The sequence below is a fragment of the Providencia sp. wls1922 genome (assembly GCF_009706505.1).
Taxonomy (GTDB): Bacteria; Pseudomonadota; Gammaproteobacteria; order Enterobacterales; family Enterobacteriaceae; genus Providencia; species Providencia lanzhouensis.
The window spans coordinates 24,407-46,577 of record NZ_WLUG01000094.1; the positions used below are offsets into that span (position 1 = coordinate 24,407).

The window sequence follows — 22,171 nt, forward strand, 5'->3', positions numbered from 1 at the left end:
AGGGTACCGAAATGAAAAAATCACCGGTTAGAGGGATATATGATTAAAAAATTAGCGGTTGCCATGTGTTTAATGGGATTTACCCTGCAAGCACAAGCGGCTGAGCCAGCATCATCTACACACACTTTACGACTTGCCATTGGCGCAGAACCCACTGAAGGTTTTGACCCAATGTTGGGTTGGAGCCACGGTAGTTACTTGCTCCTGCATAGTCCACTCTTAAAGCAAAAAGCGGATCTTTCTTGGTACAGTTATATGCTCGAAAGCTACACGCATAATGCGGATGGTAAAGAGTGGATACTGACCTTGAAAAAGGATCTGAAATTCTCGGATGGTTCACCGCTAACGGCAAAAGATGTGGTCTTCAGCTACAACAATGCGGCGGCGAGCGGCGGTAAAGTGGATATGGGCAACTTCGCGAAAGCCGAAGAAGTTAATCCGCTGACCGTGAAAATCACGTTATCCTCCCCACAAAGTACCTTTATCAATGTGTTGGGATCGTTAGGGATCGTCTCTGCGGATAAGTACGATGCAAAAACTTACGCGCATAAGCCGATTGGGGCAGGCCCATACCGTTTAGTGGCTTTCCAACCGGGTCAACAACTGATTGTTGAGCAAAACCCATACTATGCCGGTCCTAAAAATGATTACGGCAAAATGGTGTTTGTGTTCCTTGATGAAGATGCCGCATTTGCTGCTGCCCAGAGCGCTCAGCTTGAAGTTGTGCGCATTCCACCTGCCGTGGCAAGCAATGCTAATAATGTCCCTAACATGAAGCTAATTGAGCGTTACAGCGTCGAAAACCGAGGGATCTCATTCCCAATCCCGCCTGCTGGCGAAAAAGATGCGCAGGGCAACCCAATCGGTAATGATATCACCTCCGATGTGGCTATTCGTAAAGCCATTAACTATGCATTAGACCGCAAGTTGCTCGCGGAATCTGTTCTTGAAGGCTTTGCTGTTCCGGCTTATACCGGTGTTGCTGGGTTACCTTGGAATAACCCTAAATCGTCATTCAAAGATGGGGATTTAGACAAAGCGAAGGTCATTTTGGAAGAGGCTGGCTGGAAGCTAAATAAAGACGGTTTAAGAGAGAAAAATGGCAAAGTAGCGAAATTAACCCTGTGGTATGCCAGTGGTGACACGACTCGCCGCGATTTAGCCCAAGCCATTCGCTCAAGCTTAAAACCGCTCGGTATTGAAATGGATTTAAAATCAGGTAGCTGGGAAACGGTTGAATTGCATATGCATGCTAACCCGACACTGTTTGGCTGGGGCAGCCTCGACCCAATGGAGTTAGTCCATAACTACAGCAGCAAAGCTGCGGGTGTCGGTTTCTATAACGCCGGTTACTATAAAAATCCCGCAGTGGATGAAATTATCGAAGAAGCATTGCGTCAGCCAGACCAGGATGCCGCCATCCCGTTATGGCAGCAAGTGGACTGGAATGGCAAAGTGGGCGTTGGCATTCAAGGGGATGCAGCATGGGCATGGTTGATGAATGTTCAGCATATTTACTTATCAAATCAATGTGTTGATTTAGGTAAAAGTGCTCCTGAAATTCACGGCTCTTGGTCTGTGTTGAATAACGTCGATGAATGGAAGTGGACTTGTAAGTAATGCGAACAACCTTTGGGCTTTTATTGCGATTTATCTGCTTATTAACGGTAACCGCGCTGGGGATTTTTATCCTACTAAGTTACTCGCCGATTGATCCGATCAAAGCCTATATTGGTAACGACTTGATGCATGTGCCCCCGGAGCAATACCCGCTGATTGCAGCACGCTGGGGGCTTGACCAACCGCTCTGGATGCAGTTCTGGCGCTGGTTTTCACAAATGCTTCAAGGGGATTTGGGGTATTCGATGTTGTACAATACCCCTGTTTTACAAGTGATTTCTGACCGTATTGTTCCGTCACTGGCTTTGCTCGGCAGTGCGTGGGTATTTTCCGGCGTGGTCGGGTTCGGGCTTGGGTTAGTTGCAGGGCGCTACTTAAACCGCTGGCCTGACAAAATCATTTCGGCATTTTGTTATTTACTCGCCTCAATCCCGGTCTTTTGGATAGGCTTATTGCTGCTGTCTCTGTTCGCGGTTTCTTTAAAATGGGCGCCAATTTGCTGCGCATGGCCAATAGGCTTAGATGAACAGACCGCCACATTCTCACAAAAAGTTCAGCATTTAATTTTACCCGTCATTGCCCTTGGCATGTTGGGCGTGGGTACCATTGCCTTACACACCCGCGCCAAAGTGGCTGAAGTGATGAATAGCGAATTTATTCATTACGCACAAGCGCAAGGGGATAAAGGCTGGTCAATGATGGGCTTCCATGTGCTTAAACACGCTATCACCCCTGCGATTTGCTTGCAGTTTGCCTCTGTCGGCGAGCTTTTTAGTGGCGCATTGTTGGCGGAGAAAGTGTTTGCGTACCCAGGGTTAGGACAAGCCACCATTGATGCTGGATTACGCGGAGATGTGCCATTGTTAATGGGGATTGTGATGCTGTGCGCCGTGCTGATTTTCTTCAGTAATACGATGGCGGATTTGCTATTGAAACGGGTGAATAAGGGAGTGATAAGAGAATCATGACCTATAATCCTAATTGCGCACTGATTAAATTAATCCTTTCATTAAGTTGCCTGATTTTATTAGGTGGCTACGCTTTTTGGTTGCTTTCGTCTGATATTGAAATGAGCTTGCTCGATAGGCGACAGGCGCCGTCATTACTGCACTTATTTGGGACAGATAATTTAGGGCGCGATTTATTTGAGCGTACATTTCAAGGGCTTGCTACCAGTTTACAAATTGGTTTAACCGCGTCGATAACCAGCGGCATGATCGCCTTGGTGATGGCGGGGTTATCTTCACTCAATAAAAGCATGGATTATGTAGTACGCGGTATTATTGATGCGCTCCTTGCTCTACCACATTTACTGCTATTGGTGCTGATCTGCTTTACGCTGGGTGGCGGAAATATGGGGGTGATTTGGGTGGTGGCATTAACCCACTGGCCTAAATTGACATTAATCTTGCGTTCAGAACTGCTACGGGTTCAGCAAACTGATTACATCATGCTATCCCATCGTATAGGTAACAGCGCGTTTGAGCGTTTACGCTACCATTATTTACCGATGTTACTTCCTCAATGGATGGTTGGGACATTATTAATGTTTCCGCATTCTGTGTTACACAGCGCCGCACTAAGTTTCCTCGGGTTCGGGCTCGCACCCCATGAGCCATCACTGGGTATCCTGCTTTCTGAAGCGTTACGTTATTTGAGTACTGGTGCATGGTGGATGGTCGTTTTCCCCGGTGCGGCATTGATGGGGTTAGTTCTACTATTTGACCAATTTGCGAAATCGGCTCAACAATTGTGGTTAAGGGGAGCAACATGCTGAAATTTGAAAATCTGACCATTGATGTGGCGCAATATCGTTGGTTGGGCAAAAAGCAATGGTCTCCATTACTGCAAGATATTTCATTGGATATTCAACCTGGTGAAATGGTGGCGCTGATTGGCGGCAGTGGTGAAGGCAAAAGTTTATTACTACAAAGCGCATTAGGATTATTGCCAGAGAATATGCGCTGCAAAGGGAATATCGAACTGAATGGTCAAGCCCTGACGGAGAAAACCAAATCTCAGTATCGCGGGAATTCGTTGTGCTACGTGCCCCAAGGGGTGAGTGCGTTAAATCCATTAATTCAGATTGGTCCTCAGCTCGAACGCGCCGCGGTACTCAGTGGGCAGCATATAAAAATGCACGATGTGGCACGACACCTACAAGAATACAGTTTGCAATCGAGCTTAGTGAATCACTACCCAAGCCAGCTCTCAGGAGGAATGGCAAAAAGGGTATTGGCGAGCAGCGCCACGCTTTCTCGCGCGGAATATATTCTCGCCGATGAGATCTCTTCATGGCTGGATGATGAGCATGCTGCGCAGTTGCTCGATAATATCAAATCCTTATGCCGCGATGGCCGCGGTGTGTTATGGGTAACTCATGACCTTTCTATGGCGGTGCGTTTCGCCGATCGCGTGGCACTACTGCGTAATGGTGCGCTTGAAGAAGTACTGAGTAGCCAAAAACTCAAACAAGGTGGTGGCGGACAATGGATCCAATCTTTATGGAATGCCCTGCCTGAACATCAATTTATGATGTTGGATGAGTGGAGGTAGCCAGATGCTAGAGATTCAAAATCTGCGTATTGAGCAAGCGGGTAGGACATTGTGGGATAACCTGAATTTGTCATTAGCAGACAATGAACGGCTGGGTATTTCCGCTCCCAGTGGATTTGGGAAAACGACGCTAGGACGTGTGCTGGGTCAGTGGCAACAACCAACACATGGACAAATTTTATTGAATGGTGCGCCAGTTCCCCATCGCGGTTATTGCCCAATCCAGCTAGTCCCCCAGCACCCAGAAAAAAGCTTTAATCCCTATCGTACCGTGGGTTCCAGTGTTCGTGATGCGTGGGAACCGGATGCCCAATGGTTAGATTATTTTTCCATCAAACCGCAATGGTTAGAGCGACGCCCCAGCGAGTTATCGGGCGGAGAACTGGCGCGGGTAGCTTTACTTCGCGCCCTCGATCCTCGTACCAAAGTGTTGATCGCCGATGAAATCACAGCCCAATTAGATGCCCATCTTCAAAAGGAAGTGTGGCAGCATTTGATCCGTATTTCACAGCAACGCCCTCTTGCGATGATTGTTTTTAGCCACAATAAAGCGCTGCTAGAGAAAGTGTGTACCAAGGTGTGGACAGTGGCTCCACAATAGCGGTATTAGAGGTTTCGATATTGATTGGTTTATTTTAAAAAGGTTATGATGCCCTAGAAATGCGAAACCCCGAGAGGGACAATATGCCTATCTCGGGGCTCTAAATAGATTGTTGAGGGTGCATGTTTTACAGAGGGACCACATCAACTGCTCTGATAGGGATTCTAGAGGGATATGGCAGAAAGTCAAGTCACTTATATTTATGATAGTAATATAAATACAATAAAAGAAAATATTTCGGATAATCGATTTTCGGCTTATTTAAAGAAAGCGGGCTTTAATGAAATATATGCATTTAATTTATATTTATATAATGCCCGAATTTCCAAAGCCTTTTTATTTCCATTACATATGTTAGAGGTGTCATTAAGAAATCGAATCAATAGAATATTTAAAATATTATATGGCGATGATTGGGCTAATCAACAGGCATTTCGTTCTAATCTAACATCGGAAAGTTTAAATAGTCTTGATACCGCATTTAGACGGTGTGATATGAAGTATACTGAAAATGTCATTGCTGAGTTATCTTTCGATTTTTGGTCTAATTTATTTAGAGCAGAATATGACAGAGTGTTTTGGCAGAAAAATATGAAAGTATTGACGCCCCATCACATAACCACAAGAAAAGAATTTCAAAAGATAATTAAAAATATTAATAAACTTAGAAATAGAATTGCTCACTACGAGCCTATTCATGATTTAGATATTTCAACATTGCACTCTCAAGTAATTGACGTTATTAATTGGATTTCTTTAGAAACAAGTAGATGGGTTAAGCACTATTCCACTGTGAATGAAATGCTGCGTACATCACCTAGTCCGACTGGTGAGCCTAGACCACATTTTAGTGAACGATGTGATAATGACTTTATTGAAATAAATGAGAATATCTTTTTATCAGAAATACCTAAAGCAAGATTTATTTTAGTGAAGAATAAAGATGGCAAAGTTTTATCAGTTCTAGAACATAAAGATATTTTTAATTTTATAATAAATTTAATCGATGTTGATGGAAAAAGTATCGCTATAGATTTAACTGACTATAAATTTAAAAATATCTGTAAAGAATTAAGTTTAAATAATAATTATCATGAATGTGGGCATGAAGAGAGTTTCAGTAAAACAGCTATGATTTTTAAAAAATCAAAATCTCAGTTCATTTTAGTGAAAAGAACAGATGAAATTATAGGTGTCATTTCTAAATCTCATCGTAGATATTAATTATTCTTTTAACTTTCCCACCAAAAACTCAATAAATGCCCGTGTCTTGGCGGGTAGAGTTTGGGTATTGGAATAAAGCAATTGAATGTTTTGTTTCGGTAGCTCGAATTCAGGCAACAACCGCACTAATCGCTGTGCTTTTAAATCTTCTTCAATCAGCCACGCGGGGCAAATAGCCGCACCTAATGAGGCTAATGCCAACTGGCGGATGGTTTCTGCTGAATTGGATTCATATTGGCTGTTTAATAAGGGCAACCCAAACTTTTCGCCGTGACAATTCTGCAGAATATATTGGCTATCTTGCAAATTCAGTAACGAATGTGTGACCCACGGAATATGCGCTAAGTCCTCGATATTTTTAATGGAGCATTGATTGGCAAACTGGGGTGTGGCGACCAAATAAATTGCATATTCTCCGAGCTTACGGGATTTTAATGAGGAGTTTTTTAAATTTCCTAATCGAATCGCAATATCGAGCTTTTCAGCTAATAGGTCATCAAAAGAAGAGTTAAAACTGTATTGTAGGCGTAGTTGAGGGTATTGCCGGCAAAATGCTGGGAGTAAAGGCAAAATATAGCGTTGCCCAAATTCATTGGTTGAAGAGAAACGTAATGTGCCAGTTATGTTGGTTGCTAAATTTTGGCTTCTCTCAAAGGCTTCCTCTATCTGTAATTGAATCCGTTTAAAATCATCATAAAAATATTTCCCCACTTCAGTGAGTGCAATATTGCGGGTATTTCGCACCAATAAGCTGACATTTAAGCTCTTTTCAAGCTGTTTAACATCAATACTGACCATCGAACGGCTTAGCTCTAAGATCTCTGCGGCTTTGGTAAATGAACCCGAGTCTACAACTTGAAGAAAGCTGGTAATTTGCTTGAGATTTTTTTGCATAATCCATTCGATTGTTTGATTGTGTTAAACAATGATTTTACTTCCTTTGCATCGACAGGAGAAGGGAGGCACTCTACTCTTGGCGACTGGAGGTAGCTATGTCATACCGTTATCAAATCGCTACAGTATTTCTTCTCGGCTTTTTCATTGATTGTATTAATATTTTTATGTCTGCCATTGCATTGCCAGATATCGCTTCGGCATTTTCGGCGAGCCAGTCGATGGTCTCTTGGGTGGCGAATGCCTATATTTTAGGGCTCGTGCTGATTATGCCTGTTAGCCTGTGGTTAGCGGGTCGTTTGGGGGTGCGTAAGCTACTTGCTTACTCAATGCTGTTATTTTCCCTTTCCGTTGGGCTATGTGGATTTAGTGATTCTATTTATAGTTTGATTTTCTGGCGCTTTATTCAGGGAATTGCTGGGGGGTTATTAATTCCAGTTGGGCAGGCTTTAGTGTTTGCTCTATTTCCTAATCAAGAACGCCAAAAGATATCCACGATGATCATGACGGTTGCTTTAATTGCCCCAGCATTTTCTCCGGCAATTGGTGGCATGATTATCGATTCTCTTTCTTGGCGGTGGGTATTCTTTGCTAATCTTCCGTTCTCATTGCTGGCGGCATTGTTGGCTTGGTGCTGGGTAAAATCCAGTGAAAAGCAGGTGCGAGAAAAGCCCGATATTATTGGCTTGCTGTTAGTCAGTTTCAGTTTACTGAGCTTATTGATGTCATTTTCCTTTTATAATGATTACCAAAGTTTAGCCCTTGCATTATTGAGTTTTGCGCTTTCTGCCGCTTTGCTGATTGTATATTTACAGTACGCAAAGAAATGCCGAGCACCGATTTTAAACCTGCAATTACTCAAGAATTATAATTTACGTAATGGTTTTATTGTTTATTACGCGGTGCCGGGAATTTTTACGGGCGTTAATTTACTGAATATTTTTAATCTACAAAATAATATCGGATTTAATGCACAACAAACGGGCATGTTTATGCTGGTATATGCGGCGGGTGCTTTGATTTCCATGGTAACTGGCGGTTATTTTTATCATCGTCTAGGTAAGCGAAGCCTATTTATTGCGGGTATCGTTGTGCATAGCATTGGGATCTTGACTCTGTTTTGGGTCGATAACCAAAGCCAATTAATGTTGCTCATTATGGCTTATTTATTAATGGGAACAGGCGGTGGGATCAGTGCGAATACGGCGCAAATTAGTGCATTAATAGACTTTAAAGATAAGGATTTATTGCAAGGTAGTGTGTTGTGGAATATTAACCGTCAGGTGGCTTTTAGTGTGGGAACGGTGGTATTAATTTCCCTCTTTAACCTTGTTTCATTTTCTTCAGAGTTAGTTCGTTACCAATATACGTTTTTCATTGCAGCTATTCTGGGGCTGCTATCGTTAATTTCAGTCATTAAGGGAAAATAGATGGACGCTAAAATGTCGCTGGCAGTACAAAGTGTGATTGATTTACATGTGGTCATTGAGGATGTATTTACAGGGCGCAATCAGGGGGAGAGTTTAACGCTTTTACTGAATAGCTTTGCTCCTGATTTTAAAATGGTCACGATCCAAGGGCAGGGGATCGCCCACAAAGATGTCATTGCGTTGTTTAGTCAACTTGCTGGCAAAAAGCCTCATTTGACCATCGCAATTCAGAATATAGTGCCAATACAGCAGGTAGAGAGTGATTGCTGGATACAGTACCAAGAATTACAGACCAATGAAGGCGTTTCATCGTTACGAATCTCAACTGCGTGTATTCATGTTGAAAATGAAAAGTGCACTTGGAAATACCTGCATGAAACACCAGTAAAATAACCTAAGTTTTGAAAGAATAGTTACTTAGTGGAATATGAAACGGTCAATAGACCGTTTTTTTATACTTAGCTAACAAAGAATTTCTCATTTTAATTACAAATGATTTTTATTCTCAATATTGATTGACCGTCGGTCAGTTGCGATCTAACATGCGGAAAAGATCGAAAGTGGGAATAAGAGAATGAAACGAATTTTTTTGATTATCGCGGTGTGCTTGGGAACGTTTATGGCGACGCTCGATATTAGTATTGTGAATGTCGCGCTCCCTGCAATAGGGCAAGAACTGTCCACTAATCTTTCAATGTTACAATGGGTTATAGATGCTTATGCATTGTGTTTATCGGCATTGATCCTCTCCGTCGGGCCTCTAAGTGATCGTTATGGACGTAAGAGAGTGTGGTTGATGGGGATCGCAATATTCACATTGGGATCGTTAATTTGTGCTTTGGCGTCAAATATCCAATGGCTGCTATTTGGACGTGCTGTCCAAGGCATTGCCGCCGCGGCGCTGATCCCAGGGGCGCTATCTATTATTACGCAGGCATTTAGTAATGATATTGAGCGAATTAAAGTCATTGGTATCTGGTCGGCAGTTAGCGCGTTATCACTGATCATTGGCCCTATCTTAGGGGGTTTTCTGGTAGATACCTTTGATTGGACAACCATCTTTATCATCAATATTCCGATTGGTTTGCTGACTTTGGTGTTGGGGGTATTAGGGATTACGGAAAGTGCTGATCCTGATAAAGCGGCGTTGGATCCGGTTGGTCAGTTGCTGAGTATTGTTGCTCTTGGGGGGATCACCTATGGGTTAATTGAAGCAGGGGACCTCGGTTGGAATAACCCATCGACTTTGGGAAGCTTAGCGCTTGGCACAGTGGCATTATTAGGTTTTGTTGCTGTGGAAATGAAAGTGCCACGCCCTTTATTGCCGTTGTATCTATTCAAGAAAAATTCTGATTTTTTTCAATATAATATGGCGTCATTTGCTCTCGGGTTTGCCACCTACAGTAATGTATTTTTTATCGCGCTGTTCTTACAGAAAGGGCAAGGTTGGGGAGCATTTGAAGCGGGTTTACGGATGGCGCCAGAATTTATCGCGATGGCACTGTTTTCATTCCGTTTTGGTCGGCTTTCCGGGCGATACAGTGTCCGTAACATTATGATTATTGGCTTCTTGCTGATAGCTCTGTCATCCATATTATTGACGCGAGTGAATGCGGATACCGACTATTTCCTTATTGCCGTTACGTTATTTATTTTGGGGGCGGGCATGGGAATGGCGACGCCGGCAATAGGTGCATTGGTGATGTCGAGTGTTGAAAAGGCTTATTCAGGGATAGCATCTGCGGTGATGAATGCCTTGAGACAAACGGGCATGACTCTGGGCATCGCCTTATTGGGAACACTAATGACTCATCGAGCGATTGATTTACTGTTGAGTAATCAGCAGGTCAATACTCAGCTTTCCACTGAGCAGATTATCGAGCTCGTTAACCAACATGGAAATATTTCATCGACGATGATTGAGCAAGCAACGCGCTCAGCCTTTGTTTCGGGATTTAATTTAGCGATGTTTGGTGGAGCGTTGGCCATTTTGCTTTCATTAGCGTTAATGTTTAAACGTCAGCAAAAAATTAAGTGTGAGTGACAGATAAAAAAACACCTGCCGAAGCAGGTGTTTGATTTTGTAGACTTAAAGACGTTTACGGCTTATTCGTCTAAGAAGCTGCGCAGAACTTCTGAGCGGCTAGGGTGACGTAATTTACGCAGCGCTTTCGCTTCAATCTGACGGATACGCTCACGGGTTACATCGAACTGTTTGCCCACTTCCTCTAAGGTGTGGTCAGTGTTCATGTCGATACCAAAACGCATACGCAGGACTTTCGCTTCACGCGCGGTTAAGCCAGCCAGAACCTCATGAGTTGCCGAACGTAAGCTTTCTGACGTTGCAGAATCTAACGGTAACTCTAATGTGGTATCTTCAATGAAATCGCCTAAATGTGAATCTTCATCATCACCGATTGGCGTTTCCATGGAGATTGGCTCTTTCGCAATCTTCAGTACTTTACGGATTTTATCTTCCGGCATTAGCATGCGTTCTGCCAGTTCTTCTGGCGATGGCTCACGGCCCATCTCTTGCAGCATTTGACGAGAGATACGGTTCAGTTTGTTGATGGTCTCAATCATGTGAACCGGAATACGGATTGTACGTGCTTGGTCAGCGATAGAACGGGTAATAGCCTGACGGATCCACCATGTTGCATAAGTTGAGAACTTATAACCACGGCGGTATTCAAACTTATCAACCGCTTTCATCAGACCGATGTTACCTTCTTGAATCAAATCAAGGAACTGCAGACCACGGTTGGTGTATTTCTTCGCGATAGAAATAACCAGACGTAAGTTTGCTTCAACCATCTCTTTCTTCGCACGACGAGCCTTAGCTTCACCGATAGACATGCGACGGTTGATGTCTTTAACCTGTTCGATAGTCAGGCCAGTTTCTTCTTCGATTTGACGCAGTCTTTGCAGACAACGCAGAACTTCTTCTTCCACTTCCAGCAGTTTTTCAGACCACGGCTTGTTCATCGCTTTTGCTGCGGTTAACCAAGTTTCGCTGGTTTCATTGCCACTGAATAAGGTGATGAAGTTCTTCTTAGGCATTTTGCACTGTTCAACACACAGTTTCATGATGGTACGTTCTTGCATACGAACGCGGTCCATCATTTCACGCATGTTGTTGACCAGATAGTCAAACTGCTTAGGTACTAAACGGAACTCTTTGAAAACTTCGGACAATTGCTCGATAGCAGCCGCAGTTTTCGCATCGCTACGACCATATTGTTTAATATGGGTGCGAGTTTTTTCATATTGTTCGCGAAGATCAGAGAATTTCTGACGCGCTAACTCAGGATCGATGCTGTTATCGTCATCGCTATCGCTGTCATCGCCGTCTTCATCTTCTTCGTCTTCGTCGTCTTTATCTAACTCTTCTTGTGGAAGTTCAGAACCTACGTGGGTTGCTGTAGGGGCTAAATCTTCTTCCGCATTTGGGTCAACGAACCCAGTGATGAGGTCAGATAAGCGGCTTTCGCCAGCTTCGACGCGGTCATACTGTTCAAGTAAGTAGGTGATAGCCTCAGGATATTCAGCAACAGAGCACTGAACCTGATTGATACCATCTTCGATACGTTTTGCGATGTCGATCTCACCTTCACGGGTAAGAAGTTCGACAGTTCCCATTTCACGCATATACATGCGCACTGGGTCAGTGGTACGGCCGATTTCACTTTCAACACTGGACAATACTTGAGCTGCAGCTTCAGCCGCATCTTCATCCGTGTCGGAAGTATTTTCAGCCAAAATTAAATCATCGGCATCAGGTGCTTCTTCCATGACTTGGATGCCCATGTCATTAATCATCTGGATGATATCTTCAATCTGATCCGAATCGACGATATCTTCCGGCAGATGGTCGTTTACCTCAGCATAGGTTAAATAACCTTGCTCTTTACCCTTGGTGACGAGTAGCTTAAGCTGTGACTGCGGGTTTTGCTCCATAAGACGGTATCCACACTTCTGAGTATTTAAATTGGTGTCGGTCGGCGAAACTAACGGCCAACAAGAACATTTAAAGGGACATTTGACTACGCGCTACGCCCTTTATATTTCGTAGCATTTACAGGCATTTGCCTTGTTATTTGCGGCACTTAAGCCGTTTTGTATACTATTTTTTGGATGCTTTAAGTTTTCACTCGTGAAAGAGTGATTAGACGGACTTCTTCGCGCTCTTCAGGTGTCAGCCTTTGTGTTCGTTCTTTCGCTATCAGATAGTCGAAACGCTCATCGAGGGCGCTATTAAATAGATGATTTAGAGCATCTATAAAGGTATTTTCCGCTATTTCCTCTATTTCTATATCGTTCCATGTTGCGAGTTTTTCAAGTTGTTTCGCGAAATTATTATCACGATAACGTTCTAGCAACTGCCCAGTGGTCATTCCGGGGGTGGAACGGCAAACTTCAACCAATTCCTGAAATAGAGAAAGCCCCGGCATTTGGATATGGGCAATTCCCTCTAGCGAGGGAACAAGCTCCGAAAAGTTCGGATTTTGCACCAACAACGCGATAAGTATGCGCATTGTTGTTGGTTTCAGTTTGGGTGCCTGATAGTTAACTGGCTCAGTACTCTCTCTATCAATCATAGCAAGAACTTGGGAAATATCCGGTATACCAATGAAATTTCCTAGCTCTTGTGCCATATAAAGACGTAGAGTTTCACCCGGAATCTGTTTTATCAATGGGATAGCAAGTTTACTAATTTTTGCTCGACCCTCTTGGGTTTTTAAATCCACTTGGGGAACTAAAGAGTCAAACAAAAAGGTGGAAAGACTTTGCGCATTTTCCATACGTTGCTCAAAGGCGTCTTTTCCTTCTTTGCGTACCAATGAGTCTGGGTCTTCGCCATCAGGCAAAAACATAAAACGGAGTTGTCGACCATCGGTCAGATAGGGAAGGGCGTTTTCAAGCGCGCGCCAAGCGGCTTCTCTTCCTGCTCTATCTCCGTCATAACAGCAAATTACCGTATCTGTTGAGCGATAGAGCAATTGAATATGCTCAGAGGTTGTAGAGGTGCCAAGTGATGCAACCGCATAGCGGATGTCATACTGTGCGAGTGCTACAACGTCCATATAGCCTTCAACAACAAGTAATTTTGCAAGCTCACTACTATTTTGTGTGGCTTCATAAAGACCGAAAAGTTGGCGACCTTTATGGAATATATCGGTTTCTGGAGAGTTTAAATATTTCGGCAACGCATCGCCTAACACCCGTCCACCAAATGCAATTACGCGACCGCGACGATCCCGAATCGGGAACATGACTCGCTCTCTAAAGCGATCATAAACGCGACCATTATCATTAGTGACCAGCATGCCCGCTTCATCAAGTTGCTGACGGCTTTCTGGGTTCACGGCAAATTTCTTGAGAAGGTTGTCCCAGCCTGCGGGCGCAAAACCAATCGAAAAATGCGAGATAATATCTGCACTTAAACCACGTTGGCTTAAATAATCTTTGGCTTTATTGGCCGATGGATGATTTAAGGCAGCGCAGTAAAACTGATTTATTTTTTCCATCAATTGGTACAAATTTTGACGCTGATGGAGTTCAATTTGGCTGGTTCCGGTTCCTTTTTCGTAAGGAACATCCAGACCATGTAATGCGGATAACTCTTCTATCGCTTCGACAAAATCTAATTTGTCGTAATTCATCAGAAAATCGATGGCGTTACCATGGGCACCACAACCAAAACAATAGTAAAACTGTCTCTCACCATTGACAGTAAATGATGGTGTTTTTTCGTTATGAAAAGGACAGCAAGCGTGATGGTTCTTACCCTGTTTTTTTAACGGGACTTTTGCATCGACTAAATCAATGATATCGGTACGAGCGAGTAAGTCATTGATAAATGAACGCGGAATTCGTCCAGCCATAAGCCTCTTTTTCGCCTGTTGATGAACGATAATAAGCCGCGCTTCCGTTAGGAAAGCACGGCCTTTAACTGCTAACTACTTACTTGTCTGTATTGGCTGCGATTAAAATCGCAATCAATTAGTACAGACGAGTACGGCGTGCGTTTTCGCGAGCCAGTTTTTTAGCGTGACGCTTTACAGCTGATGCTTTAGCGCGTTTACGTTCAGTCGTTGGTTTTTCATAGAATTCACGACGACGAACTTCTGCTAAAACTCCTGCTTTTTCACAAGAACGTTTGAAACGACGCAGTGCTACGTCGAATGGCTCGTTTTCACGTACTTTAATTACCGGCATGTGCCTCTCACCTCAATAGAAATCGGTTTGTTGCTGGTTTTTGTTCACCAGCCGTCATTTAAAATGGTGCGGAATTTTACTTCAATGAGTACGGGTTTGTAAAGTGCCGTATAAAATTGAATCACGCAAGATCACCTGTTTCACCTCAACTTTATTCAATAAAGTGAGAAAAACCAGATAATAATGAGAATTTGCCACACGAAATTTTTATTACAGGGGTCTGATTATAGACTATACAACTTGGAAAGTCAGCCTTTTGCTGGGATTAATTGTGGGGTTTCATGACATTTTATTGTGCAATGACGCAAATTTAGGCGCGATGACGCAAATTTAGTGGTAGACTTGCCCCCATGCAACAAACAAGGGTAGTGCAATGCGTGTTTTAGGTATCGAAACATCTTGCGATGAAACCGGAATCGCAATCTATGATGATAAACTGGGTTTACTCGCGAACCAGTTATATAGCCAAATTAAAGTTCATGCTGATTACGGCGGTGTTGTACCCGAATTAGCCTCTCGTGATCATATCCGCAAAACAGTACCGCTAATTCAAGCGGCGCTCAAAGAAGCCAATTTAACCCGTGAAGACATCGATGCTGTTGCGTACACCGCAGGCCCCGGTTTAGTGGGTGCATTGATGGTGGGAGCGACAGTGGGTCGTGCACTGGCATTTGCGTGGGATGTACCTGCGGTTGCTGTGCATCATATGGAAGGGCATCTGCTCGCCCCAATGCTGGAAGAAAAAAGCCCTGAATTCCCATTTGTGGCGCTGTTAGTGTCTGGTGGTCATACCCAGCTAATTAGCGTGACGGGCATTGGTGAATACGAACTTCTTGGCGAATCCATCGATGATGCGGCAGGCGAAGCATTTGATAAAACGGCGAAGTTACTTGGTTTAGATTATCCGGGTGGCCCCGTGTTGTCTCGTATGGCGCAGCAAGGTGTAGCAGGGCGTTTTGTTTTCCCTCGCCCGATGACTGACCGTCCGGGGTTAGATTTTAGTTTTTCTGGCTTGAAAACTTTTGCGGCAAATACGATTCGTGATAACCCAGATGATCCTCAAACTCGCGCTGATATCGCCCGTGCTTTCGAAGATGCAGTTGTGGATACACTCGCCATTAAATGTAAGCGCGCGCTTGAGCAAACAGGCTTTAAACGTTTAGTGATGGCCGGTGGCGTGAGTGCTAACCGTACTTTACGCGCCAAAATGGAAGAAGTTTTGAAGCAGCGTGGCGGCGAAGCATTTTATGCGCGCCCTGAGTTTTGCACAGACAATGGCGCAATGATTGCTCTCGCGGGCTTAATTCGCTTAAAAGGCGGAGCAAATGCAGATTTAGGCGTGACCGTTCGTCCTCGCTGGCCGCTTGCAGAGCTGCCACCGTTAGATGAAGGTGCTGTTAAATAAATTATTATGTTTTAAACATAATGAAAACAGGGGGCTAGCGTATTACGTTAGCCCCCTGTTTTATGGTAAAACGTGCTTAGTGCAAGACGTTTTTAGTGCAAGATAGTCACTGCATCCTCTAAGCGAATGGAACGATCTTTAACGTGATTCGCGGTCTCGGTGCTCTGCTCAACGAGTAAGCTACTTTGTTGAGTGATGGACTCCAATTCACTGACGGCTTGTGTGATATCCGAAATCCCAGAAGCTTGCTCCGTTGTAGCATGGCTAATATGGGTAATCAGTTGCGTTACGTTTTGCACTTGATCCACGATTTCTTTCATCGTGTTCCCCGCCGCGTAGACTTGGTCTTTACCGGAACTCACTTTCTTCTCACAGTTATTGATAAGCTCGCGAATATCGTTCACTGCACTGGCGCTGCGGCTTGCTAAGCTACGAACTTCATTGGCGACGACGGCAAAACCTTTGCCTTGTTCACCCGCTCTAGCGGCTTCTACGGCGGCATTTAGCGCCAAAATATTGGTTTGGAATGCAATATCTTTAATCACATCGGTGATCGAATTGATTTTACTGGTGCTGTGTACGATTTCGTCCATAGTGATGACCACCGCATCCATCATTGCACCGCCATTCACCGCTGTTTCACTGGTTTCATTCGATAGCACATCGGCTTTATGGGTATTGTCTGCATTCATCTTAACGGAGACTGCCATTTGGTTCATGGTGGCGGCGGTTTGCTGCATATAGCCTACGGTACGCTGTGTATGGCTATCGAGTTCACCACAATCGCTCACTAACGATTGGCTGCCTTTACGAACGTTATCCACTTGCTCAGAGACATCGTTAATTAGCCAACGACACACTAAGCCCAGCTGACCAATGGAGCGCAGGATCTGCCCAATTTCATCAACGCGGCTCATGTGGTCAATGCTATTACGGTTACCTCGCGCGACGCTTAATGCCTGAGACATAATATTTTCGAGCGGCTTCGCAAAACTGCGCTCTAGCATTACATTGCCGAGTAGCATGGTTATTAAAGTGAATAAGCTGGCTAGTAGTAGTGCATTACCGGAGAGACCCGATAAACCTGCCATCGCCATCCACAAAACAAATAAGCTGCTGGAAATTAAACGGCAACGCCAGCGAACAGACAGGGTTGAAAGTGAGAATCGACGGCGTTTTGGCAGCACGATCCCCTTATAAATTCGGCGATTGCTGCGATTTTCGACTAGGGCTTTATACAGCGGCTCAACTGCGGCGATTTCTTCTCGGGTAGCGCGTAGGCGAATGGACATATAACCGGTGATGACACCTTTTCGCTGCATAGGGATGATATTGGCACGAACCCAGTAATGGTCACCATTTTTACGACGGTTCTTGACGATCCCAGTCCACGGCTCTCCCATTTTTAAGGTACGCCACATATCCGCAAAGGCGGCTTTTGGCATATCAGGATGACGAATAATACTGTGAGGCTGTCCCATTAATTCATCGAGATCATACCCACTGACCTGCACAAAGAAATCATTAGCGTGAATAATATTCCCTTGAAGGTCGCTTGTGGTCATCAAGGTGATATCTTCATCTAAGATATGTTCATTTTGAGTTACATATGGAGTTCTGCTCATTTTATATTCACTTTTATAGTTAAGTTTTCCTTTATATAGTCGACAGCTTTTAATTATTCATTAGTAATAAATTTGCAATATTTTAACTATTTTTTAAAAGTGTGCGCTGCGTTGCGAATAAGTGTAAGTACGTACCAAAATGAGTGAGGTGAGTGTGAGTCAATGCAGTAAAAAATAGGGAAAGTTTTTGATGGTATAGAAGGATGCGATTGAAGAGAAAGGGAAGATAATGGAAACAAAAAAGGCTGAAATTCAGCCCTTATTGTTTATCAAAGTAATGACTTATTAGAAGAGTGATTCGTGAAGGAAGCTAATCGTCGTTATCCTCACGTTGCTCTTGAGCTATCTCTTTGGTGGTTTTTTGCTTTTTATTTTTCAATTTCTGCCAAATTCGACTTTCTTGTCCGCGCCATAGACGCTGAATATTGCCATGATGGCGAACAAGCACTAAGCACGACAGCATAGCAACCGGGAAGGTGAATTCAGGCTTAAACCACCACACATAAAATGGTGCCATTAGTGCGCTGACAATCGCTCCAAGGGATGAGTAGCCACTGAGCAATACGGTGAGCAGCCAAGTGCCTGCTACCAGTCCCGAAAGATCCCAGTCGATTGCTGCGATGGATCCAAATGCGGTAGCAACGCCTTTTCCACCTTTAAAGTGGAAGAAAACTGGATAAATATGCCCAAGGCAGGCTGCAATCGCGACCAAGCCAAGATAGAATGGTTGCACATTTAAATAATAAGCAAGCCATACAGGGATCATCCCTTTCAGTACGTCACAAATCAGTACTGAGGCAGCGGCGACTTTGCCGCCGACGCGTAAGACGTTAGTTGCACCGGGGTTACCAGAGCCGTGTTGACGAGGGTCGGGTAATCTTGCCAGACGGCAGATCAAAATAGCACTCGATATTGATCCGCAAAGATAGGCGAAGATTATCATGCCAAGCGCGATAGCACTCATAACTAACTCCAAAAACGGTTTAGGCTATTTATATGTAATTCACTTCAGTCTTGGATAATACGCACATTTTTCCTGAAGTGGTATCAATTCAGCACATAAACGAGAAAATGACGTGATGGATATCGTATTTATTGAACAATTATCAGTCATCACCACTATTGGTGTATATGACTGGGAACAAGATATTGAACAAAAACTTTTGCTCGATATCGAAATGGGATGGGACAATAAACAGGCCGCGATGAGCGATAATGTTGAATTATGTTTGAATTATGCCGATGTCAGCGAACGCGTTGTTAGCTATTTAGAACAGAACAAGTTTGGATTAGTAGAACGGGTTGCGGAAGAGGTTGCTCAACTTCTACTGAATGAATTTTTAACGCCTTGGGTACGTATCCGAGTGTCTAAGCCAGGGGCTGTAGCTCGTGCTGCTAATATGGGCGTGTTGATTGAACGTGGTACGAAAACCAGCTAATGGGGATTGCCTCGTGAATGTTGGCGGTCTACTCGCCGCCAATATTTTCAACTATTTTAAATCATCACTTTTTGTATTTTTAGCCACTCTTCAACAGCTTGAACACGCTGTTTAGTTAGTTCCTCTCGGATTTGTGCGCCTTGGAAGCCCTGCTCGATAATCGATTTTACGGCAACTGCTTTGGCTATCTCGTAGGATTGGCGTAAAAATATTCCTTGAGGATAGGCTTGGTTTTCTAACCCGCCGCGACCTCTGGCATCAGCTTCACTCACTAAACTAAGCTGAAAAATACGCTCAGGTTTACGCCAGCTATCTAATCCATCAAAGATCCCCACAATATCGGCAGCGTTGAGTTTGTTAATCACATGGATCATATCGTGATATTTTGCAGCAAGGCAGGCGAGATCTTTGGTGTTGGTTGGGATCCTGTATCGCTCGCATAAATCGATGATCAGGGGGATCCCTGCTTCCCCATGCTGTGGATGACTCGGCCAGACCGCTTTTGGCGTAAGACCTTTACCTAAGTCATGACATAACGCAGCAAAACGCACATCAATATCTTTCGATAATGTTGCCACCACGCGCATTACCATCAAAATATGGATCCCAGTGTCCACTTCTGGATGCCATTTCTCCGGGGCTGGTACGCCGAAGAGGTTATCAATTTCAGGAAATAGGACGGCAAGTGCGTCGCATTCACGTAAAACTTCAAAGTAAACTTGCGGTGAATTGGACATCAATGCTTTGTGCGTTTCTGTCCAGACACGCTCAGGGGTGAGATGGGATAGCTCTCCCGATTCCGACATGGATTGCATCAACGCCATAGTTTCTGGGGCAATTCGAAAGCCTTGTTCATAATAGCGAGCGGCAAAACGTGCCACACGCAATACGCGCAACGGATCTTCCAAAAAAGCATCAGAGACATGGCGCAGAACGCGATTTTTGAGATCTCGCACACCATGATGAGGGTCGACCAGCTCCCCCGTATCACTTTGTGCGATGGCGTTGATGGTCAAATCTCGGCGCAGTAAGTCATCCTCGATGGTGACGTCTGGCGCGCTATAACAGCTAAATCCTGTATAGCCAGAACCGATTTTTCGTTCAGTTCTGGCAAGGGCATACTCTTCGTGAGTCTTTGGATGTAAAAAGACAGGGAAATCTTTGCCTACCTGTTGAAAGCCTTGGGCTAGCATCGCCTCTGGCGTGGTACCCACCACCACATAATCTCTATCCGAGATGGGTAATCCAAGTAATTTGTCACGTACCGCTCCACCGACGAGATAGACTTTCATTTAGGCTCTCTTACATCCAACCATCATTACGTTTTTTACGGCGTGGAATAATGTGAGGCAGAAGTAACCCTAAAATTAATCCAGCACCCGCCACACCACCACCATACATAAACCACTGTAAAATTAACTCACGACGGCGATCATCCAGATTCACTTCAGCAATGTCTAACTTTTTACCCGCTTTGATAAGCTCGTTTTTCAGTTTTTCATTTTCTGCTTTAAGTTGACGCACTTCGCTATCATTATCAGCCACTTTTTGCTGCATGTCCGCGGTGCGGGTATTCCAAGTATTATCAATGTTATCTAACTGTTGACGAAGCTTTTGATTTTCAGCTTCTAACTGTGGAATTCGACTTTTCATACTTGGGATGTCGCTGAGCTGATCCGTTGGTAACCAAACGGTGCGACCTTTGCCATCTTTAATCTGAGCAAATTTATTATCCACTGAAATCAGTTCAACGGATTCACCTGCGTTTAGAGAGCCAACAATGCGGTAGTTGGTACCCGGACCACTACGGACATAAGTCGATAAATCTTCAGAAACGTAGCGTGTTTCAGCGTTTGCTGTGATTGAAAGGCCTAACCCCATGATTGAAACAAGTAAAAGTGGAATTTTTCGCATAGTGTTTTTATCTTTTCACGGTGAATGAGTGTCTTATTAATTAAATACTAATAAGTAAAGCCTATTGGTGCAAACGTTAAAGCATAGAGTTGTGTAAATGTTGAATGAGAATGAGAACCTTCCTAAGTCACTGGATAATACAATTTTTAAGCATTTTATTGAAACAACCCTCTAAGGGAATTTATGTTTGTAGAATTTTTGGTTTCCGTGCGGTTTCTTTTCTCTGCTCTCAGGGATTGGGGTAATATGGATGGAGTAAAATTATTAAATAAGGAAATGTATGAACCACATAGAAGTTGAACTCAAGTTAGCGGCTCAGAGTTCTGCTATTGATGCTGTTCGCCAGTGTATTTCGACGCTTTCACCGCAACATTCGGCCCCTCGCAAGCTGACTAATATCTATTTTGATACGGCACAAAGACAGCTACGCCAATGGGATATGGGATTGCGCATTCGGGGCTGTGATGGTCGTTATGAGATGACGATGAAAACGGCTGGGCAAGTGATTAGCGGATTACACCAGCGTCCAGAGTTCAACGTGGAAATTGATTCCCCTGAAATCAATCTCGCGGCATTTCCAGCAGAAATCTGGCCAGAAGGAACGGATATTGCTCAACTCGAGGATGAGTTGGAAGTTTTGTTTAGCACCAATTTCACTCGTGAAACATGGTTGGTGAAATTCGAAGATAGTGAAATTGAAATTGTCTTCGACCAAGGGGAAGTCTCTGCAGGTGCGAAAGATTTACCGATTCAAGAATTTGAACTGGAACTAAAACAAGGCTTTGTGGCGGATGTACTGAATTTAGCGAAGAAATTCGCAGATATCGATGGCCTGAATCTATCCTCCCTGAGTAAAGCGGCGCGAGGCTACTCATTATTGGCGAATGAGCCAGTACCTTTAGTCCGTCCTGAGTCTGTGTTTGATTATGAAGAACAACCTATTGAAAAATCACTATTGCACATGCAGCAACTTTGCCAGCAGCATGAACAGTATTGGCTAGCGGATGGTGAACACGCGCGTCATGGGCTCAGTGAATTCTTACGCTTTGTTCAGGCTTTCTTAGTGCATTATCAAAACTCTGCACCGCATTTTGTTCATGATCTCCCTCTGGAACAATTACGTTTGGATGTGACTGACGAGACGGTCAGCGCAGAAGGTTTTTGTTACAGTAGTCAATGGCTAAAATGCAAACTAGCCTTTATTCAGTGGTTAACCGCCTTAACATATACCGATGTCGAATAGG

General features: G+C 43.9%; 19 protein-coding genes and 1 pseudogene. 12 read left to right on the top strand and 8 right to left on the bottom strand.

The features are described from left to right. Positions 1-39: 39 nt before the first annotated feature. From GKR71_RS12330 to GKR71_RS12355, 6 genes are all read left to right on the top strand, one after another. Positions 40-1,620, top strand: a complete 1,581-nt coding sequence (locus GKR71_RS12330; RefSeq protein WP_154634344.1) for an ABC transporter substrate-binding protein — start codon at positions 40-42, stop codon at positions 1,618-1,620. Beyond that, positions 1,620-2,588, top strand: coding sequence for an ABC transporter permease (locus GKR71_RS12335; protein WP_036956240.1), 969 nt, complete (start codon positions 1,620-1,622; stop codon positions 2,586-2,588). Before GKR71_RS12330 ends, GKR71_RS12335 begins: the two co-directional genes overlap by 1 nt. Continuing rightward, the gene (locus GKR71_RS12340) at positions 2,585-3,397 is read left to right on the top strand and encodes an ABC transporter permease (protein WP_154634345.1); all 813 of its coding nucleotides are present in this window, start codon (positions 2,585-2,587) and stop codon (positions 3,395-3,397) included. The genes GKR71_RS12335 and GKR71_RS12340 overlap by 4 nt, the downstream gene beginning before the upstream one ends. Beyond that, complete coding sequence (locus tag GKR71_RS12345) at positions 3,391-4,176, top strand: ATP-binding cassette domain-containing protein (protein ID WP_036956244.1); 786 nt, start codon at positions 3,391-3,393, stop codon at positions 4,174-4,176. Before GKR71_RS12340 ends, GKR71_RS12345 begins: the two co-directional genes overlap by 7 nt. Positions 4,177-4,180: 4 nt before the next feature. Next, positions 4,181-4,777: an ATP-binding cassette domain-containing protein gene (locus GKR71_RS12350; RefSeq protein ID WP_195848384.1), complete on the top strand. Its 597-nt coding sequence runs from the start codon at positions 4,181-4,183 to the stop codon at positions 4,775-4,777. 174 nt (positions 4,778-4,951) lie between these two features. Continuing rightward, a complete protein-coding gene (locus GKR71_RS12355; RefSeq protein WP_154634346.1) occupies positions 4,952-6,001 on the top strand; it encodes an Abi family protein in 1,050 nt (349 codons plus the stop codon). On the opposite strand, the gene GKR71_RS12360 is transcribed toward GKR71_RS12355, so the two are convergent. Next, entirely contained in the window at positions 6,002-6,895 is an 894-nt protein-coding gene (locus GKR71_RS12360; RefSeq protein WP_154634347.1) for a LysR family transcriptional regulator, read from the bottom strand. It lies immediately after the preceding gene. Positions 6,896-6,993: 98 nt separating this feature from the next. Between GKR71_RS12360 and GKR71_RS12365 the strand changes: the two genes are divergently transcribed. The 3 genes from GKR71_RS12365 (at position 6,994) to GKR71_RS12375 (ending at position 10,369) form a co-directional block, all read left to right on the top strand. Further along, positions 6,994-8,325: an MFS transporter gene (locus tag GKR71_RS12365; protein ID WP_036956249.1), complete on the top strand. Its 1,332-nt coding sequence runs from the start codon at positions 6,994-6,996 to the stop codon at positions 8,323-8,325. After that, positions 8,326-8,718: a hypothetical protein gene (locus GKR71_RS12370; RefSeq protein ID WP_036956250.1), complete on the top strand. Its 393-nt coding sequence runs from the start codon at positions 8,326-8,328 to the stop codon at positions 8,716-8,718. Positions 8,719-8,899: 181 nt separating this feature from the next. Continuing rightward, the gene (locus GKR71_RS12375; protein WP_154609925.1) at positions 8,900-10,369 is read left to right on the top strand and encodes a DHA2 family efflux MFS transporter permease subunit; all 1,470 of its coding nucleotides are present in this window, start codon (positions 8,900-8,902) and stop codon (positions 10,367-10,369) included. A gap of 62 nt (positions 10,370-10,431) precedes the next feature. On the opposite strand, the pseudogene rpoD reads toward GKR71_RS12375, so the two are convergent. The 3 genes and pseudogenes from rpoD to rpsU form a co-directional block, all read right to left on the bottom strand. Further along, positions 10,432-12,300: pseudogene (gene rpoD, locus GKR71_RS12380) on the bottom strand (RNA polymerase sigma factor RpoD); the annotation flags it as partial. A 164-nt stretch (positions 12,301-12,464) separates the two neighbouring features. Continuing rightward, a complete protein-coding gene (gene dnaG, locus GKR71_RS12385) occupies positions 12,465-14,210 on the bottom strand; it encodes a DNA primase (protein WP_036956253.1) in 1,746 nt (581 codons plus the stop codon). A gap of 118 nt (positions 14,211-14,328) precedes the next feature. Then, on the bottom strand, positions 14,329-14,544 hold the full coding sequence (rpsU, locus tag GKR71_RS12390; RefSeq protein WP_001144069.1) for a 30S ribosomal protein S21: 216 nt from the start codon (positions 14,542-14,544) through the stop codon (positions 14,329-14,331). Between the two features lie 373 nt (positions 14,545-14,917). Here rpsU and tsaD point away from each other — a divergent pair, with 373 nt between their 5' ends. Next, positions 14,918-15,949: a tRNA (adenosine(37)-N6)-threonylcarbamoyltransferase complex transferase subunit TsaD gene (tsaD, locus tag GKR71_RS12395; protein ID WP_036956254.1), complete on the top strand. Its 1,032-nt coding sequence runs from the start codon at positions 14,918-14,920 to the stop codon at positions 15,947-15,949. A 92-nt stretch (positions 15,950-16,041) separates the two neighbouring features. On the opposite strand, the gene GKR71_RS12400 is transcribed toward tsaD, so the two are convergent. Both GKR71_RS12400 and plsY read right to left on the bottom strand, forming a co-directional pair. After that, positions 16,042-17,574 (bottom strand): methyl-accepting chemotaxis protein, encoded by a 1,533-nt coding sequence (locus tag GKR71_RS12400; protein ID WP_154634348.1) that lies wholly within the window; start codon positions 17,572-17,574, stop codon positions 16,042-16,044. A 310-nt stretch (positions 17,575-17,884) separates the two neighbouring features. After that, positions 17,885-18,538, bottom strand: coding sequence for a glycerol-3-phosphate 1-O-acyltransferase PlsY (gene plsY / locus GKR71_RS12405; protein ID WP_154634349.1), 654 nt, complete (start codon positions 18,536-18,538; stop codon positions 17,885-17,887). Between the two features lie 115 nt (positions 18,539-18,653). On the opposite strand from plsY, the gene folB reads away from it, so the two are divergent. Further along, on the top strand, positions 18,654-19,013 hold the full coding sequence (gene folB, locus GKR71_RS12410) for a bifunctional dihydroneopterin aldolase/7,8-dihydroneopterin epimerase (protein ID WP_154599822.1): 360 nt from the start codon (positions 18,654-18,656) through the stop codon (positions 19,011-19,013). Positions 19,014-19,069: 56 nt separating this feature from the next. Here folB and GKR71_RS12415 read toward each other — a convergent pair whose 3' ends face one another. Then, complete coding sequence (locus GKR71_RS12415) at positions 19,070-20,305, bottom strand: multifunctional CCA addition/repair protein (protein WP_154634350.1); 1,236 nt, start codon at positions 20,303-20,305, stop codon at positions 19,070-19,072. A gap of 10 nt (positions 20,306-20,315) precedes the next feature. Further along, on the bottom strand, positions 20,316-20,927 hold the full coding sequence (locus tag GKR71_RS12420; protein ID WP_036956260.1) for a TIGR04211 family SH3 domain-containing protein: 612 nt from the start codon (positions 20,925-20,927) through the stop codon (positions 20,316-20,318). Between the two features lie 280 nt (positions 20,928-21,207). On the opposite strand from GKR71_RS12420, the gene GKR71_RS12425 reads away from it, so the two are divergent. Further along, complete coding sequence (locus tag GKR71_RS12425) at positions 21,208-22,170, top strand: CYTH domain-containing protein (protein WP_036956262.1); 963 nt, start codon at positions 21,208-21,210, stop codon at positions 22,168-22,170. The last annotated feature ends 1 nt before the right edge of the window (position 22,171 follow it).